Below are 16,366 nucleotides of genomic sequence, written 5' to 3'. Positions count from 1 at the left end.
ACCGGCTTCGCCGTTGTCCGGCTTCGCCGTTGTCCGGCTTCGCCGTTGTCCGGCTTCGCCGTTGTCCGGCTTCGCCGTTGTCCGGCTTCGCCGTTGTCTTCTTCCTGTCTGCCGGTCGCACGCCCGTCCCGTCGCGTCCCGTCGTGCCTCCGGGCAGGCGTCTCAGGGCGTGCGGTAGCCGCGGATGGTGATCTTGGTGCGGATGGTGAAACCCAGGTGTTCGTAGAGGGCGAAGGCCGGGGTGTCGGCGGCGGAGTGGAGGAAGGGGCGGTCGCCGCGGGTGGTGATCTGGTGGATGAGGGTGGTGATGAGGGTGGTGGCGTGGCCGCGGCCGCGGGCTTCGGGGGCGGTGCAGACAGCGCTGATCTCGGTCCAGCCGGGCGGCTTGAGCCTTTCTCCGGCCATGGCGACGAGGGCGCCGTTCTCGCGGATGCCGAGGTAGGTGCCGAGTTCGTGAGTGCGGGGGTGGAAGGGGCCGGGGCGGGTGCGTTCGGCGAGGGCGAGCATCTCGGGGACGTCTGCGGGGCCGAGTTCGACGATGTGGGCGGTGGTGCGGGGGAGCGGGGCGTGGCCGGGGTGGGTCATCTGGTAGCCCTCGAAGGTGAATTCGGGTACCAGGTGGTCGGGCGGCAGGACGGGGCAGTTGACGAGGAGGGCGAAGGCGTCGGTGCCGAGGAGTTCGGTCAGGTCGTCCCATGCGTCGGGTTCGGCCGTGATGGCGGAGAAGCTCGCGACCTCGGGGAGGAAGCTGGAGGCCCGGCCGTGGTGGCGGGCGAGGTGGGCGTGTCGGCCGGTGAGTGAGGCGGCGACGGGGTCGTCGAGGACGGTGGTGTCGCGGTCGGGCATGGCGGGTTCCCTCCGGTGGGTCGGATGCGATTTCCATCATCGCGGCGCCCGTGCCGCAGACCGTGCGGTTGACTCTTGTTACTGGCGAGTCGCATCCCTATCATCGCCACTGTGACAGCTTTACTGTCAAACCTGGGAGGCGGTCGCCGATGACCCCCGCAACACCCCCCGCCAAGGCCGCCGGGCCGCTCGCGGGCGTCCGGGTCCTTGAGCTGGCGGGCATCGGGCCCGGCCCGTTCGCCGCGATGCTGCTCGCCGACCTGGGGGCGGACGTGGTGCGGGTGGACCGCCCGGGCGGGCAGGTTCTCGGGCCGGCCCCGGAGCAGGACCTGACCAACCGCAACAAGCGCTCCGTCGTGGTGGACCTGAAGGCGGAGGACGGCCGCAGCATCGTGCTCGACCTCGCCGCCCGCGCCGATCTGCTGATCGAGGGCTACCGCCCGGGCGTCGCCGAACGCCTCGGCGTGGGCCCGGAGCAGTGTCTGGCCCGCAACCCGGCGCTGGTGTACGGCCGGATGACCGGCTGGGGCCAGGACGGCCCGCTCGCCGACCGCGCGGGGCACGACATCACGTATCTCGCCACCTCCGGCGTCCTCGGCCTGATCGGTGAGGCGGACAGCCCCCCGGCGATCCCGGCCAACCTGCTGGGCGACTACGCGGGCGGTTCGCTGTACCTGGTGGTCGGCCTGCTGGCCGCTCTGCACCACGCCCGGGCCACCGGTACCGGCCAGGTCGTGGACGCCGCGATCGTCGATGGCGCCGCGCACCTGTCCACCATGCTGTGGGGCCTGCTCGGCGCCGGCCTGTGGCAGGATCGGCGGGGCGTCAACCTGCTGGACGGCGGCGCCCCTTGGTACGGCACCTTCGCCACCTCCGACGGGCAGTGGATGGCCGTCGGCCCGCTGGAGCCGCAGTTCTACGCCGAGTTCACCCGCCTCCTCGACCTGAAAGAGGACGCCCCGGCGCAGTACGACCTGCCCCGCTGGCCCGAACTGCGCGAACGGATCGCCCGGCGTTTCGCCACCCGCACCCAGGCCGAGTGGACGGAGCTCTTCGAGGGCCACGACGCCTGCGTGGCACCGGTACTGACGCTCAGTCAGGCCAAGGAGCACCCGCACCTGGCCGCCCGCGGCAGCTACACCGAGCAGCACGGCACCGTACAGCCCGGCGTCGCCCCGCGCTTCTCCGCGACCCCGGCCGCGCTGCGCACCCCGCCCGCGCGTCCGGGCGAGCACACCGCCGAGGTGGCCCGCGACTGGGCTGTTCCAACACTCGACCCGCAAGCCTCCTGAAGGAGACACCCGTTGCAGCGCGAGCTCTACACCGAGGAACACGAGGACTTCCGCGAGAGCGTCCGGGCCTTCCTCGCCAAGGAGGTCATCCCGCACCACGCCCGCTGGGAGCGGCAGGGCATCGTCGACCGTGACGCCTGGCTGGCCGCAGGTAAGGCGGGGCTGCTGGGTCTCGCGGTGGACGAGCAGTTCGGCGGCGGTGGCAGCCAGGACTTCCGGTTCGCGGCGGTGCTGGCCGAGGAGTTCACCCGGGTCGGCGCCAGTGGCCTGGCGATCGGCCTGCACAACGACATCATCGGGCCGTATCTGACGGGTCTGGCGAACGAGGAGCAGAAGCAGCGCTGGCTGCCCGGGTTCTGTTCGGGCGAGCTGATCAGCGCGATCGCGATGACCGAGCCGGACACCGGCTCCGACCTGCAGGCGATCCGCACCACGGCCGTGGACGCGGGCGACCACTACGTGCTGAACGGCGCGAAGACGTTCATCTCCAGCGGGATCCTGGCGGACCTGGTCGTGGTGGTGGCGAAGACCACCGCCGAGGGCGGCGCGCACGGGCTGAGCCTGCTGGTGGTGGAGCGCGGCATGCCGGGCTTCGAGCGCGGCCGCAACCTCGACAAGATCGGCCAGAAGGCGCAGGACACCGCCGAGTTGTTCTTCCAGGACGTGCGGGTGCCGAAGGCGAACCTGCTGGGCGAGGAGAACCAGGGCTTCCTGTACCTGATGCGCAACCTCGCGCAGGAGCGGCTGGCGATCGCGGTCGCGGCGATCGCCGGCGCGGAGTTCGTGCTGGACGAGACGATGGCGTACGTGAAGCAGCGCACCGCGTTCGGCCGTCCGCTGGCCAAGCTCCAGCACGTGCGTTTCGAGATCGCCGAGATGGCCACCGAGTGCGCCGTCACCCGGACCTTCGTGGACCGCTGCGTGCTGGAGCACAACAAGTACAACCTGACGCCGGCGGACGCTTCGATGGCCAAGTGGTGGTCCACCGAACTGCAGAAGCGCGTCGCCGACCGCTGCCTGCAACTGCACGGCGGCTCCGGCTACATGAGCGACAGCGCGGTCGCCCGGGCGTTCACCGACGGGCGCGTCCAGACCATCTACGGCGGCACCACCGAGATCATGAAAGAGATCGTCGGCCGCTCCCTGCTCGGCTGAACCCCGCTCGGCTGACCCCGGCCGACCCACCCGTCTGAAAGGCAACCGACACCGTGACCACCGAAGCGTACGTCTACGACGCGATCCGCACGCCGCGCGGGCGCGGCAAGCAGACCGGCTCCCTGCACGGCACCAAGCCGATCGACCTGGTGGTCGGCCTGATCCACGAACTCCGCCGTCGTTTCCCGACGCTGGACCCGGCCGCGATCGACGACATCGTGCTCGGCGTGGTCAGCCCGATCGGCGACCAGGGCTCGGACATCGCCCGGGTCGCGGCGATCGCCGCCGGCCTGCCCGACACCGTCGCCGGCGTGCAGGAGAACCGCTTCTGCGCGTCCGGCCTGGAGGCCGTCAACCTGGCTGCGGCGAAGGTCCGTTCGGGGTGGGAGGACCTGATCCTGGCCGGCGGCGTGGAGTCGATGTCCCGGGTGAAGATGGGCTCCGACGGCGGCGCCTGGTTCGCCGACCCGATGACGGCGTACGAGACCGGTTTCGTCCCGCAGGGCATCGGCGCCGACCTGATCGCCACCATCGAGGGCCTGTCCCGCACCGATGTGGACGCGTTCGCCGCCGAGTCGCAGGCCCGCGCCGCCAAGGCGCAGGCGGACGGCCTGTTCGACCGCTCGGTCGTCCCGGTGCGGGACCGCAACGGCCTGGTGGTGCTCGGCCGCGACGAGTTCATCCGCCCCGGGACCACCGTGGAGACGCTGGCCGGCCTCAAGCCGTCCTTCGCCGACATCGGTGACCTCGGCGGGTTCGACGCGGTCGCGCTGCAGAAGTACCACTGGGTGGAGTCCATCGACCACGTGCACCACGCGGGCAACTCCTCCGGCATCGTGGACGGCGCGGCGCTGGTCGCGATCGGCTCGAAGGAGATCGGCGAGCGGTACGGCCTGACCCCGCGGGCCCGGATCGTCTCCGCCGCGGTCTCCGGCTCCGAGCCCACCATCATGCTCACCGGCCCCGCCCCCGCCACCCGCAAGGCCCTCGCCAAGGCCGGGCTGACCGCCGCCGACATCGACCTGGTGGAGATCAACGAGGCGTTCGCCGCCGTCGCCCTCCGCTTCATGCGCGAGCTCGGCTTCCGCCACGACCAGGTGAACGTCAACGGCGGCGCGATCGCGCTCGGCCACCCGCTCGGCGCCACCGGCGCGATGCTGATCGGCACCCTGATCGACGAACTGGAGCGCCGCGACCTGCGCTACGGCCTGGCCACCCTGTGCGTGGGTGGCGGCATGGGCATCGCCACCGTCATCGAGCGCATCTGACCATCCGTCAACTCACGTACTCACCCAAGGACTTCAACGAAATGACCGACGTGAGCAGCCCCATCCGCTGGGAGCAGGACCAGGACGGCGTGGTCACCCTCGTCCTCGACGACCCCGCCCAGTCCGCCAACACCATGAACGCCGCCTTCACCGACGCGCTCGAAGCCACCGTCGAACGGCTGGCCGGCACCGAGGAGTTGACCGGCGTCATCGTCACCTCCGCGAAGAAGACCTTCTTCGCCGGCGGCGACCTCAAGCTCCTCTCCGCTGTCGGGCCGGACGACGCCGAGCAGGTGTTCGCCAACTCGATGCGGATCAAGCGCGCGCTGCGCAAGCTGGAGACCCTCGGCAAGCCGGTGGTCGCCGCGATCAACGGCGCCGCGCTCGGCGGCGGCCTGGAGATCGCCCTGGCCTGCCACCACCGGATCGCCCTGGACGCGCCCGGCAGCAAGATCGGCCTGCCCGAGGTCACCCTCGGCCTGCTGCCCGGCGGCGGCGGTGTGGTCCGCACCGTGCGGATGCTCGGCATCACCGACGCCCTGCTGAACGTCCTGCTGCAGGGCCGGCAGTACCGTCCCGCACAGGCCGTCCAGCACGGCCTGGTGCACGAACTCGCTGCCACCACCGAGGAGATGATCGCCTCGGCGCGCGCCTTCATCGCCGCCAACCCGGTGAGCGCGCAGCCCTGGGACGCCAAGGGCTACAAGATCCCCGGCGGCACCCCCAGCACCCCCGCGCTGGCCGCCAACCTGCCCGCCTTCCCCGCCAACCTGCGCAAGCAGCTGAACGGCGCGCCCTACCCGGCGCCGCGCAACATCATGGCGGCCGCGGTGGAGAGCTCGCAGGTGGACGTGGACACCGCGTTCGTCATCGAGGCCCGGTACTTCGCCGAGCTGGCCTGCGGGGCCACCTCCAAGAACATGATCCAGGCCTTCTTCTTCGACATGCAGGCCGTCAACTCCGGCGCCTCCCGCCCGAGTTCGGTACCCGCCTGGAAGGCCTCGAAGGTCGCGGTGCTGGGCGCCGGCATGATGGGCGCGGGCATCGCGTACTCGTGCGCGCAGGCGGGGCTGACGGTGCTGCTCAAGGACGTCACCCTGGAGGCCGCCGAACGCGGAAAGGCCTACTCCGCCGGCCTGCTGGACAAGCAGGTGCAGCGGGGCCGGCTGTCCGCCGAGGAGCGCGACGAGTTCCTCTCCCGGATCACCCCCACCGCGGACCCGGCCGACCTGGCCGGCTGCGACACCGTCATCGAGGCGGTCTTCGAGAACCCCGAGCTCAAGCACAAGGTGTTCCAGGAGATCCAGCACGTGGTCGCCCCCGACGCGCTGCTCTGCTCCAACACGTCCACCCTCCCGATCGGCCTGCTCGCCGAGGGCGTCGAGCGCACCGCCGACTTCATCGGCCTGCACTTCTTCTCGCCGGTCGACAAGATGCCGCTGGTGGAGATCATCCGCGGCCCGGAGACCGGCGACGAGGCGCTCGGCCGCGCCTTCGACCTGGTCCGGCAGATCCGCAAGACCCCGATCGTGGTCAACGACTCCCGCGGCTTCTTCACCTCCCGGGTGATCGGCCAGTTCATCAACGAGGGCGTCGCGATGATCGGCGAGGGCCTCGACCCGTCCTCCGTCGAGCAGGCCGCCGCCCAGGCCGGGTACCCCGCGAAGGTGCTGTCGCTGCTGGACGAGCTCACCCTCACCCTGCCGCGCAAGATCCGCAACGAGTCCCGCCGTGCCGTCGAGGAGGCCGGCGGCACCTGGACCGAGCACCCCGGCGAGATCGTCATGGACCGGATGATCGACGAGTTCGACCGCCCCGGCCGCAGCGGCGGAGCCGGCTTCTACGAGTACGCCGACGGCCGCCGCACCCGGCTGTGGCCCGGCCTGCGTGAGCACTTCTCGCGGCCCGGCGCGGAGATCCCGTTCGAGGACATGAAGGAGCGGATGCTCTTCTCCGAGGCCCTCGACTCGGTCCGCTGCCTGGACGAGAACGTGCTGACCTCGGTCGCCGACGCCAACATCGGCTCCATCCTCGGCATCGGCTTCCCCGCCTGGACCGGCGGCGTCCTGCAGTACATCAACGGCTACCCGGGCGGCCCCGCGGGCTTCACCGCCCGCGCCCGCGAACTCGCCGCCGCGTACGGCGAGCGCTTCACCCCGCCGGCCTCGCTGGTCGCCCTCGCCGAGAGCGGCGGCCGCTACCGCGACTGATCGCTGTCCTCTTGCTGGCCCGCCCGCTCGGTCTCGGCCGGGCGGGCCAGCTCCTCCGCCAGCGAACGCTGGAACGCCGTCACCAGCGCCTGCACCACCATCGGCTGGATCCGGTCGGCCAACTCCCGCATCCGCTCCAGCTCTTCGGGCTCCGGGTCGCTCTCCCGGTACGGCCGCCACACGGTGTCCCGGAACAGCCGGTGCAGATCGTGCGCCGTCGCCTGGCTGTGCAGCCGCACCACCGCCCGGGCCGCCACCAGCGTCTCCAGCGGGATCGGCACGTCCAGCACCCGCACGCCCAGCGGCAGCAGCCCCGGCTCCACCTTGAACACGTCCGGGTCCTCGGTGCGGTGCAGCGCGCCCATCGCGGCGAGACTGTCGAGATCCGCGTCCGACAGCGCCCGCCCCGTCCGCCGCTCCAACTGCGCCCGGCCGGCCTCCTCCAAGGACTCCGGCGTCCAGGACGCCACCAGCGCCCGGTGGATCGCCAGGTCCAACTCGCCGATGTCCGACGGCAGTTGCGCGAGATACCGGTCGATCGCGGCCAGCGTCAGTCCCTGCCGCTGCAACTCCTCGATCAACTCAAGCCGCCCCAGGTGCTCGGCCCCGTACAGCCCCACCCGCCGCGGCCCCAGCTCCGGCGGCGGCAGCAGCCCCTTCGCGCCGTAGAACCGCAGCGTCCGGACCGTCACCCCCGCCCGGGCGGCCAGCTCGTCCACCGTGAACCGCGGCTCCCCGCCACCCATCGCACCCCAGCCCTCGCACCAGTACCACTGTGACACCAGCAGTGTGACACCGGTCTCGCCCGGCGGTCCATGGCCCCGCCGGGCCATGCCTTCGCCTGGTTCGTGTCAATTGCGCTGCTTCGCATACGAGTTGAGGCAGTTGATCGTTGTGTGATCCCTCACGATGCGATGTGAGCGGATTGTCGATTGCCGCGCTTTTGCCGGAACTTGAGATTCCGGAGCGCGGTATGCGGGGCTATCGCCCGACATCTGGCGTGACCTGCCTCACATGTATGCGCGAGATGTGATTAGTCCGGTGACGCACTGGTTACGGTCCTGACGGTTGATCACGGAGGGGAGTGACCTCTTCACTCTGTGATCAACTTTCCTGTCATTTCTTTATCCCTGGAGGGGACATGCGTTCTTCCGTGCGTAAGGGAATAGCGGTTCTGGGACTCACCGCCGCTGTGGTCGGGGGTGCGGCGACTTCCGCCATGGCCCGGAGCGGCAACGGCTCCATCTGGGTGGGCATGAGCACCCAGAACCTGGACGGCAACGTCTACTGGTGGGCGTCGGGCAGCAACCACGGCGGCATGGAGGTCTCGGGCAACCTGAACGACACCTCGGCCGACGACAACAGCGTGAAGGCGGAGGCGAAGGTCTCCGGCTACGGCTACACGCAGATCGGTACCAACTCCGGCGGCAGCGGCACCTCCGTCTGGGTGGACCGGGTGGTCTACGACCCGCAGGCGACCTACGTCACCTACGGCTACGTGCAGACCTGCCGCTTCAACGGCTGGGGCACCGACAACTGCACCTTTGAGTACATGTCCCGGTAATCACCGGCCCTCACCGGCAGCCGCCGGTGGTCAGTAGAACGCGCCTGCCCGGGCTTGGAACAGAAGCCCGGGCAGGCGCCATGCCACCCTACCGCTCAACCTGATCGGAACCACATGCTCGTCGGCAAAGACGTAGGCCACTCGTTCCAGACCGCGCGGGTGCTCGACGGTGTGACCCTCTCGGTCGACGCCGGTGAGGCAGTCGCCCTGGTCGGGCCGAGTGGCTCGGGTAAGACCACGCTGCTGTACTGCCTTGCCGGGTTGATCCGGCCGGACCGCGGCGAGATCACCTTCCGGGGGCGGCCGCTGAGTGGTCTGACGGATGACGAGCGGTCGGAGCTGCGGCGGACGGACTTCGGGTTCATCTTCCAATCGTCCGACCTGGTCGCCGAGTTGACGATTGCCGAGAACGTCGCGCTGCCGCTGGAACTGCTGGGAGTGCCGAAGCCGGAACGCCGGGAGCGGGTGGCCGCGCTGCTGGACCGCCTCGGCCTGACCGAGCATGCCGACCGGCGGCCGGCCAAGGTCTCCGGCGGGCAGGCGCAGCGCGCGGCGGTGGCCCGGGCGGTGGTCCATCGTCCCGCGGTGGTGTTCGCCGACGAGCCGACCGGGGCGCTCGACAGTGCCAACGGCGCGGTGGTGATCGACCTGCTGTGGGAGCTGGCCAGGGAACAGGGGAGCGCGGTCGTCTTGGTCACGCACGATCCTGCGGTGGCCCGGAAGGCGGACCGGACGATCACCCTCCTCGACGGGGCGGTACGGAGTTCGGGGACGGTCGAGTCCGGGAGCGTCGAGAAGTGACCGATCTTCGACTGGCGCTGCGCATCATCAGGGGCGGCGGGCCGGCCGGCGCGGCCCGAATGGCGCTGATGGTGCTCGGACTTGCCCTCGGCGCGGTGGTGGTCCTGCTGATCGCCACGGTGCCGGCCGTGCTCACGGAGCGCGGGGCGGTCACGTCGAACCGGCAGCCGCTCAGCGCACTCGACAACCAGCGGGGAACCTTCGAGTTCCAGGTCGCCTCCGGAAGCTGGCACGGGGCCCGGCTGACTCGCATCCTGGTGGCCGCCGACTCCGCCTCGCCGTCCCTGCCGCCCGGAGTGTCCCGCCTTCCCGGCCCGGGAGAGGTCGTGCTCTCCCTGCGGCGGCCCGACTCGCCGAGCGGGACGCCGACTTCAAGAGCCTCCTGGCGGGCGCGCCGATCGGGACGATCGGGCCGTCCGGTCTTATGGGGCCGTCCGAGCTGTATGCCTACGTCGGTGTTCCGAAGGACCGCATCGGCCGTCCGGTCGAGGGGCGCGGCTGGGGCGGTGCGGGTGCGGATGCCGACGTGCAGGCCCGGTTCGACGGAGTTCCGCTCGAACTGGCCCTGATCGTCGCGGCGCCCATGGCGATCTATCTGGTGGTCTGCTCCCGGCTCTCGGCCGCCAGCCGTATCCGCAGGTACGCCGCGTTCCGCCTGCTCGGCTTCACCCGCCGGCGGGTGCTGCGGCTGGCCGCGCTGGAGTCGGCCGCCGCGGGCGCCCTCGGCGGTCTGCTCGGCGTCGTGGGCTACGTCGTGGCCAACCGCTTCCTCGGGCCGTCCGATCTGCTGGGCTTCACCTGGTACCCATCGACCTCGCAACTGACGGTGGCCGGTGCCGTGGGCGCGGTCCTGGTGAGCGGGCTCGGCGCGGGCCTGATCGGGGCACGCGGCACCGGACGGGCGCTGTCGAAACCGCTGGAGGCGCGGTTCGATCCGGCAGAGAAGGACCCCAAGTGGTGGTACGGCGTGCCGTTCCTCCTCGGGCTGGGGCTGATCGGCTTTCCGCTTCTCACCTCGCAGAACAGCGCCGGCCACCGGACCGTGATGAGCGGCGGATCGGGTGCGCTGCTGATCGCCGGCGTGCTGCTCGCCGCCGTGGGGATGCTCCTGCTGCTGCGGCCGGTCCTGAGTACCGCCGCCGACCGGATCGCCGAGATGTCCCTGCCGCTGCCGGTGCGCCTGGCGGCCCGCCGGGTCCGGTACGAGTCGGCCGGTGTGTCCTGGCACCTGGCCGGCCTGTCGGTCCTGGTGCTCACCGCGACCATCGGCGCGGGCGTGCTGAGGCAGTCGGAACTGGCCGCGATGCCGGCGCCCAACCAGCTGATCGTGCACCTCTCCGGGAACGATATTCCGGCGGACGCCCGTGAGCGGGCGCTCTCGCTGCCGGCGGCGTTCCACTGGCTGCAGCAGAAGAGCGTCACCGCGCCCCCCACTGGCGGCGGAGGTCCGCCGTCGGACGCGGACCGCGTGCGGCTGATGGGAGTTCAGCGGATCCAGACGGACTGCCGGACGCTCAGCAGCATGGTCGCCGCCCCGCTTCCGGACTGCCAGGACGGCTCGCTGTATCGGCTCCGGACCACCTTGGGCGGGCAGGTGTCGCCGCTGGTGCCCGCCGGAACTCCGCTGCCGTTCCAGGTGTCCCGCGAGGGCGCCGTGACGTTGGAGGCACCGGAACGCACCCTGGACGTGCCCAACCCGGGCCTGCTCCCGCTGGGGATGACACTGCTCGACACCCGGCCCGTCACGGCCGACTCGCTGACGTCGAACACCATCTACTTCTACCGGCTGCCGGCCAGCGTCAAGGGCCTCGACCGGTTCGCCACGGACCTGGTCCGGGTGGCTCCCGCGGCGACCATGAGTGTCGTGGACCTCGACCTCGACGGGCTCGAAGCCTTCCACGTCAACCAGGGAGTGGTGTACTCCGGAATCTGGGTCGGGTTCCTGCTCGGTGTGGTGGCCTTCCTCATCAGTGCCGTCGGACGGGCCATCGACCGTCGTCGGCAGGTCGCCTCCCTGGTGGTGGTGGGAGTGCCGAAGCGGATGCTCCGAGTCGTGCAGGTGTGTCAACTCCTGGCACCGCTCTGCCTCGCACTGGTACTGGCGCTCGGCACGGGACATCTCGCGGCCAACGCGGTACTCCTGCTGTCGGGCCAACAGATCGGCTGGTACTGGGGCGCCGCCGGCTTCGCACTCCCGCTGGTGGCTGCCGCCCTGGCCCTGGCGGCCGTAGTCAGCACGTACGTCTCGGGGCTGAATCCCCGTCCGGAAGACCTTCGCCGCGAGTAGCAGCAGAACGTGAGGACACGCATGGACAGCATCGCCGAGAGCAGCCCGCCGGTGTCGGGCACCGAGGCCGCACCGCAGGACACCGGTGCCGCGCCGGCCGGGCCGAACAGGCCGACGGTGCGGCCCGGAGAGCGACGGCGACGGATCGTATTTGCCGTCGTGGGAACGGTTCTGATTCTGGCCGGGGCACTTTCGCTGCTCTCCCGCTACGAGTTGCACACCGTGGGCACCGTGGCGATGACGCCCACCGCCAAGGCATGGGACGACACCGTCATCGACTTGGACGCCGCCGGCGGAAAGGGCATCCGGCGCGGTGACATGGTGCTGGTTCGCAGCGGGGACTGGGCCGGAGATCTTGCGGGTCTGTCCTACACGGTTCGGATCGCGGCGACGGGTGGCGACACCGTGGGCGTCGACGAGCAGGGGCGGATCACTGTGAACGACCGAGTTGTCGAGGAGCCGTACGCGCACGGCGACAATGCCGCCTTCGGCCGTTTCACGGTGAAGGTTCCGGACGGCCGGGTCTTCGTGCTGGGGGACGCCCGCAGCATCTCGGTCGATTCGCGGTCGCACCTCAACGAGGCCGACCGGGGGACCCTCCCGCTGGGGAGCATTCAGGGGCAGGTGGTTGCCGTGGGGTGGCCGCTCCAGGACTGGAGCCTGTTGTCCGGTCCGGCCGGGATGACCCGGTTCCCGCTCTACCTGGTGGAGTCTGCGGCGATCGTCGCCGGAGTGGTCCTCGAACTGATCGCCTCCTGGCGGACCCTGGGCCGCTGGGCCGAGGCGGTTCGTTCCCGTCTCCCCCGGAGGCGGCACGCGAAGGCCTGGTGAACGACCGGCCGGCGCCACCAGGGATCGGGCGACACGGAGGGGCTCCACTTCCCACGGGGAAGCGGAGCCCCTCGGCGCACCCGGAAGACCGGCTATCGCGCGCTGGCCAGGGCGGCGTGGTGGCGGCGGGTGACCTCCGGGTGGGCGCGGCTGAATCCCTTCAATTCGTTCACACCGAAGTCCGCGTGCAGAGGATTCGACGGGTCCTGGGTGATGCCCGGCGCGTGGTGGGAATGCGGGAAGTCGAGCGGGGCGATGTGGGCGTCGAGCCGGGGGTTGTAGAAGAACGGGACGGAGAAGCGCTCGCGGGCGCCCGCCGGGGAGACCACGCGGTGGCTGGTGGCCTTCAGGTAGCCGTCGGTGGCGACCTCGAGGAGCTCGCCGAGGTTGACGACGAAAGCGCCGTCCAGCGGGGGCACGTCCAGGAAGGTGCCGTCCGGGCGTTCGACCTGGAGGCCGCCGACGGTGTCCTGCAGGAGGAGGGTGATGAAGCCGTAGTCCTTGTGCGTGCCGACGCCCTGCGCGGCGCCGTCGGGCGCGGTGCCCGGGTAGCGGACCAGCTTCAGGTGCAGGTGGGGGTGCGGGGCGAAGGCGTCGTCGTAGAAGTCCGGGCGGGCGCCGATCGAGGCGAGCAGTTCGTGCAGCAGCCGGCGGGCGACACCGTCGAGCCGGTCGATCCAGTGCAGGGCCGCGGTGCGCAGCTCCGGGAGCGCGGCGGGCCACTGGTTCGGCCCCTCCAGCCACCAGTAGGCGGGCTCGCCGGGCGCGGGCACGTGCGCCGGCAGTTCGGGGCCGATGTCGAGCTGGTCGCGCCAGTCGCGGCTGCCGCCGGTGCGCTCGTCCCCGGTGCGCGTGTAGCCGCGGAAATGCGGGGAGTTGAGGTTGCTGACCGAGAGCCGGTCGGCCTCGGGGAGGGCGAAGAAGGCGCGCATCGCGGAGGTGAGGTCGGCGGTCTCGGCGGCGGTCACGCCGTGGCCGACGAGCTGGAAGAAACCGACTCCGGTGGCGGCCTCCCGCAACTCCCGGCGGAGCCGGGCCCGGTCGGTGGCGTCGCCGTCGGCGAGCGAGAGGTCGATGACGGGGAGGGCGATGGGGTGCTGCAGCGTCATGGGTGCGCGTCCACGGTGAAAGGCCCGGCCGCGGCGGCGGGTCGCGCCGGGGCATGCCGGGGTGGCGGCGCCCGGCGCGGCCGGTGGACCGCTACGGGCAGGGGATGTGGATGGGGCAGATCAGCCGGAGCGTCGACAGGACATGCTCGTGACGCGGAGCAGGTCCACGTGGCGACGGCTGACGAGAAGAAGCACCCCTTCAGGCTACAACCCCCGTCCGGACGGATTCCGGGAAACGGCGGAGTTCGGTCAACCGATCGTTCGGTAGTGAGTCCCCGATCAGTAGCCGGTCGAGCCGTCGATGCGCTCGCGCAGCAGGTCGGCGTGCCCGTTGTGGCGGGCGTACTCGGCGAGCATCTGCAGCAGGATGCGGCGCAGCGAGACCGGCTGCCCGGTGGTCTTCTGGGTGCCGGTGGCGTCCAGCGACGGGGCCTCGGCGGTGATCCGGCGGGAGATCTCGACCTGGGCGCGCCAGAGCGCCAGCGCCTCGGCGACGTCGCCGTCCAGGTGCTCGAAGTCCTGGTCCGGGTCCTCGTCGGAGTAGTAGAACATCGGCCTGGACTCGTCGCCGGCGAACTGGATCTCCAGCCACCACTGCTCGACCCCGGTCAGGTGCCGCACCAGCCCGTGCAGGCTCAGCCCCGACGGCGGCACCGCGAGCTCGGACAGCCGCTCCGCCGGGACGTCCGCGCACTTCAGGGCGAAGGTTTCCCGCTGGAAGTCCAGGAACGCGGTGAGGAGTTCACGCTCGTCGCCGACCAGTGGCGGAGTCGCCCGGCTCTCGGCGCCGGCCCAGACGGGGGAGAGGTGCTGCGGTGGCGGTGTGGGTGCGGTCGTCATGGCCGCCAGCGTGCCACCCGGGCCTGACAGTGACGTACCGTCAGTGGTGGGGTGCTTCGCCCCGGTAGGTGCCGAACGACCAGCGGTTTCCCTCCGGGTCCAGCACCGTGAAATCCCGTGAACCGTAGTCGGTGTCGTGCAGTTCGGCGGTCACCCGGGCGCCCGCGCCGACCGCCCGCCGGAACAGGCCGTCCGGATCGTCGGTGACCACGTACGCGCCGAACGTTCCGGGCCGCAACGGCCACGGATCGTCCTCGCCCTCGGCGGGCTCCTTCGCCGAGCCCAGCATGATGCCGCCGCCGAGCGGCCATGCCAGTTCCGCATGCTCCACCCGGTCGCCGTCCGCGTACACCGTGGTCGCCCGGAAACCGAACGCCTCCACCAGGAACGCGATCAGCCCCCGGGCATCACGCGCCCGCAACGTCGGCCACACCTGCGGCGGCGGGGGAACGGCGGCTTCGGGCATCTCCGGCCTCCTCGGCTCTGCGACCTGCGACGACGGGCCCACCCTAGGCCCGCCCCGCAGACCGAAGGGCGTTGGCACGCCGGGGAAACGGCGGCCCGTCCGGGTGGGAGCGGCCGGATCGGCGGTACCGGCGTCAGTGGGAGACGGCGAGTTGGGTGGCGTGGTGCTCGGGGGTGTCGATCTCGTCCAGCAGGGCCACCGCCAGGTCCGGGTGGGAGATCCGGCCGGTGCCGGTGACGGTGTTGACGGCGGTGACGTACTGGCCGGTGGTGGGGGCGTCGGCGTCGAGGTTCATGGGCGGGACGACCATCAGCCAGTCGAGGGGGCCGGCCTCGGCGGTGAGGAGGTCGAATTCGGCGACGTGGCCCTGCGAGAACGTCCGGTACTGCTCGGGGAATTGGGGGTCGTCCATGATGCGTACCCCGGGCGAGGTCTCCAGCGTGGTGGCGATGCCGAGCACCAGCAGCCGGCCGACCCCGGCACGGTTCAGACCCGCCGTCAGGGAGCGGGCGGCGGCGGTGAAGTAGCTCTCGGACGGGACGTCCAGCCGCACTGAGGCGTTGATCGCCGCGTCGTGGCCGGCCGCCACCCGGGCCACCGCATCCGCGTCCGTCGCGTCGCCGCGCACCAGCGTCACACCTGAACTCCCCTCCAGCCCAGGGTACTTGGCCGGGTCGCGGACCACCGCCGTCACGCTGTGACCGCGTCGGACGGCCTCCGCGACCGCCGCCCGGCCGACCCGCCCACCCGCGCCGAAGATCACGATCCTGCTCATGGCTGCTCCTCGTTGTCCTGGTTGCCGTGCCGCGTTCCGTGTCGTCGCCGACGGTAGGACGGGCACCCCCGGTTACTGCAACGGAACCGGCCCCGAGGTGCGGCTATCGTCGAGGCATGACCATCTCCGAGGAAGCCGGTGTGTTCGACCCCCGGAAGTGCGCGCACCGCTCACCGATCCAGGTCGGCGACAAGTGGTCCGGCGCGGTGCTGCGTTGCCTCCAGGACGGGCCGCACCGCTTCACCGAACTCAAGGCCCGGCTGCGCGGCGTCAACCCGAAGGTGCTCACCGAAACGCTGCGCGCGATGGAACGCGACCACTGGCTGACCCGCACAGACCACGGCGGCAACCCGCCGCACGTCGAGTACGCGCTGACCGAGGTGGGCGGCTCGCTGATCGGCGTGCTGGACACCGCCTGCACCTGGGCCCGCGAGCACCAAGAGGACTGATCAGATCCCGCGCCGGTACACCTGCCGCGAGCCGCCTTCCGGCCCGTTCCCGGCGGCCTCGGCGGGGGAGAACCCCAGCCGCTCGTAGAACACCCGCGCGCCGCCGGCCACCGCTCCTGGGTGGTCCGCGCCGAAGGTCACCACCTCGACGCTCGCCACCCCGTCCGGGCAGCGGGCCAGCGCCTCCGCCACCAGCGCCCGGCCGACACCCCCACCCCGGGCGCTCTCGTCCACCACCAGCCAGTGCAGGTGGCACACCGACGCCTCGTACCCGACCAGCAGGCCACCCACCACCCGGTTCCCGTCGGCCGCCACCAGCGCCGTCCCCCGGTCGAGTTGACGCTCCACCGCCTCGTGGAACCCCGGATCGTCCACCATCGCCCCGAACCAGTGCTCGACCTGCCCGGCCAGCCGCACCAGCCCCGCCGCGTCGCCGCCCCGGCCGGTGCGGATCCGTACGTCCATCGGTTCTC

At 71.4% G+C, this 16,366-nt stretch carries 17 protein-coding genes; 9 read left to right on the top strand and 8 right to left on the bottom strand.

Annotated elements, in window-relative coordinates:
• Nucleotides 1-162 precede the first annotated feature (162 nt).
• On the bottom strand, nucleotides 163-846 hold the full coding sequence (locus ACFYS8_RS26920) for a GNAT family N-acetyltransferase (protein WP_387645409.1): 684 nt from the start codon (nucleotides 844-846) through the stop codon (nucleotides 163-165).
• A gap of 149 nt (nucleotides 847-995) precedes the next feature.
• Here ACFYS8_RS26920 and ACFYS8_RS26915 point away from each other — a divergent pair, with 149 nt between their 5' ends.
• From ACFYS8_RS26915 to ACFYS8_RS26900, 4 genes are read left to right on the top strand one after another with little or no spacing between them, the layout of a single operon-like run.
• Nucleotides 996-2,138 (top strand): CaiB/BaiF CoA transferase family protein, encoded by a 1,143-nt coding sequence (locus ACFYS8_RS26915; protein WP_387645406.1) that lies wholly within the window; start codon nucleotides 996-998, stop codon nucleotides 2,136-2,138.
• A 12-nt stretch (nucleotides 2,139-2,150) separates the two neighbouring features.
• A complete protein-coding gene (locus tag ACFYS8_RS26910; RefSeq protein WP_387645403.1) occupies nucleotides 2,151-3,293 on the top strand; it encodes an acyl-CoA dehydrogenase family protein in 1,143 nt (380 codons plus the stop codon).
• Nucleotides 3,294-3,346: 53 nt separating this feature from the next.
• Entirely contained in the window at nucleotides 3,347-4,561 is a 1,215-nt protein-coding gene (locus ACFYS8_RS26905) for an acetyl-CoA C-acetyltransferase (protein ID WP_380481793.1), read from the top strand.
• 41 nt (nucleotides 4,562-4,602) lie between these two features.
• Entirely contained in the window at nucleotides 4,603-6,771 is a 2,169-nt protein-coding gene (locus tag ACFYS8_RS26900) for a 3-hydroxyacyl-CoA dehydrogenase NAD-binding domain-containing protein (protein WP_387645400.1), read from the top strand.
• Here the strand turns inward: ACFYS8_RS26900 and ACFYS8_RS26895 are convergent.
• Nucleotides 6,759-7,517 (bottom strand): MerR family transcriptional regulator, encoded by a 759-nt coding sequence (locus tag ACFYS8_RS26895; RefSeq protein ID WP_387645966.1) that lies wholly within the window; start codon nucleotides 7,515-7,517, stop codon nucleotides 6,759-6,761. The genes ACFYS8_RS26900 and ACFYS8_RS26895 overlap by 13 nt on opposite strands.
• Nucleotides 7,518-7,912: 395 nt before the next feature.
• On the opposite strand from ACFYS8_RS26895, the gene ACFYS8_RS26890 reads away from it, so the two are divergent.
• The 4 genes from ACFYS8_RS26890 to lepB all read left to right on the top strand — a co-directional run bounded on the left by ACFYS8_RS26890 (nucleotide 7,913) and on the right by lepB (nucleotide 12,254).
• The gene (locus ACFYS8_RS26890) at nucleotides 7,913-8,335 is read left to right on the top strand and encodes a hypothetical protein (protein WP_387645398.1); all 423 of its coding nucleotides are present in this window, start codon (nucleotides 7,913-7,915) and stop codon (nucleotides 8,333-8,335) included.
• Nucleotides 8,336-8,449: 114 nt separating this feature from the next.
• Nucleotides 8,450-9,136 (top strand): ABC transporter ATP-binding protein, encoded by a 687-nt coding sequence (locus ACFYS8_RS26885; protein WP_387645395.1) that lies wholly within the window; start codon nucleotides 8,450-8,452, stop codon nucleotides 9,134-9,136.
• A gap of 424 nt (nucleotides 9,137-9,560) precedes the next feature.
• Nucleotides 9,561-11,423 carry an FtsX-like permease family protein gene (locus ACFYS8_RS26880; RefSeq protein WP_387645393.1) on the top strand — a complete coding sequence of 621 codons (1,863 nt, stop codon included), beginning with the start codon at nucleotides 9,561-9,563 and terminating at the stop codon, nucleotides 11,421-11,423.
• 21 nt (nucleotides 11,424-11,444) lie between these two features.
• Nucleotides 11,445-12,254, top strand: a complete 810-nt coding sequence (lepB, locus tag ACFYS8_RS26875) for a signal peptidase I (RefSeq protein WP_387645391.1) — start codon at nucleotides 11,445-11,447, stop codon at nucleotides 12,252-12,254.
• 92 nt (nucleotides 12,255-12,346) lie between these two features.
• On the opposite strand, the gene ACFYS8_RS26870 is transcribed toward lepB, so the two are convergent.
• The 5 genes from ACFYS8_RS26870 to ACFYS8_RS26850 all read right to left on the bottom strand — a co-directional run bounded on the left by ACFYS8_RS26870 (nucleotide 12,347) and on the right by ACFYS8_RS26850 (nucleotide 15,444).
• Nucleotides 12,347-13,363: an isopenicillin N synthase family dioxygenase gene (locus tag ACFYS8_RS26870; protein WP_387645389.1), complete on the bottom strand. Its 1,017-nt coding sequence runs from the start codon at nucleotides 13,361-13,363 to the stop codon at nucleotides 12,347-12,349.
• Between the two features lie 120 nt (nucleotides 13,364-13,483).
• The gene (locus tag ACFYS8_RS26865; protein WP_354644872.1) at nucleotides 13,484-13,558 is read right to left on the bottom strand and encodes a putative leader peptide; all 75 of its coding nucleotides are present in this window, start codon (nucleotides 13,556-13,558) and stop codon (nucleotides 13,484-13,486) included.
• Nucleotides 13,559-13,642: 84 nt separating this feature from the next.
• Nucleotides 13,643-14,203: a DinB family protein gene (locus ACFYS8_RS26860; protein ID WP_387645386.1), complete on the bottom strand. Its 561-nt coding sequence runs from the start codon at nucleotides 14,201-14,203 to the stop codon at nucleotides 13,643-13,645.
• Nucleotides 14,204-14,243: 40 nt separating this feature from the next.
• On the bottom strand, nucleotides 14,244-14,669 hold the full coding sequence (locus ACFYS8_RS26855; RefSeq protein ID WP_387645384.1) for a VOC family protein: 426 nt from the start codon (nucleotides 14,667-14,669) through the stop codon (nucleotides 14,244-14,246).
• Nucleotides 14,670-14,802: 133 nt separating this feature from the next.
• Entirely contained in the window at nucleotides 14,803-15,444 is a 642-nt protein-coding gene (locus ACFYS8_RS26850; RefSeq protein WP_387645381.1) for an NAD(P)-dependent oxidoreductase, read from the bottom strand.
• Between the two features lie 116 nt (nucleotides 15,445-15,560).
• Here ACFYS8_RS26850 and ACFYS8_RS26845 point away from each other — a divergent pair, with 116 nt between their 5' ends.
• A complete protein-coding gene (locus tag ACFYS8_RS26845; RefSeq protein WP_387645378.1) occupies nucleotides 15,561-15,893 on the top strand; it encodes a winged helix-turn-helix transcriptional regulator in 333 nt (110 codons plus the stop codon).
• On the opposite strand, the gene ACFYS8_RS26840 is transcribed toward ACFYS8_RS26845, so the two are convergent.
• Entirely contained in the window at nucleotides 15,894-16,358 is a 465-nt protein-coding gene (locus tag ACFYS8_RS26840; RefSeq protein ID WP_387645375.1) for a GNAT family N-acetyltransferase, read from the bottom strand.
• Between the last annotated feature and the right edge of the window lie 8 nt (nucleotides 16,359-16,366).

The organism is Kitasatospora sp. NPDC004615 (genome assembly GCF_042873545.1).
Taxonomy (GTDB): Bacteria; Actinomycetota; Actinomycetes; order Streptomycetales; family Streptomycetaceae; genus Kitasatospora.
This window is presented reverse-complemented; position numbering and strand designations above follow the sequence as displayed.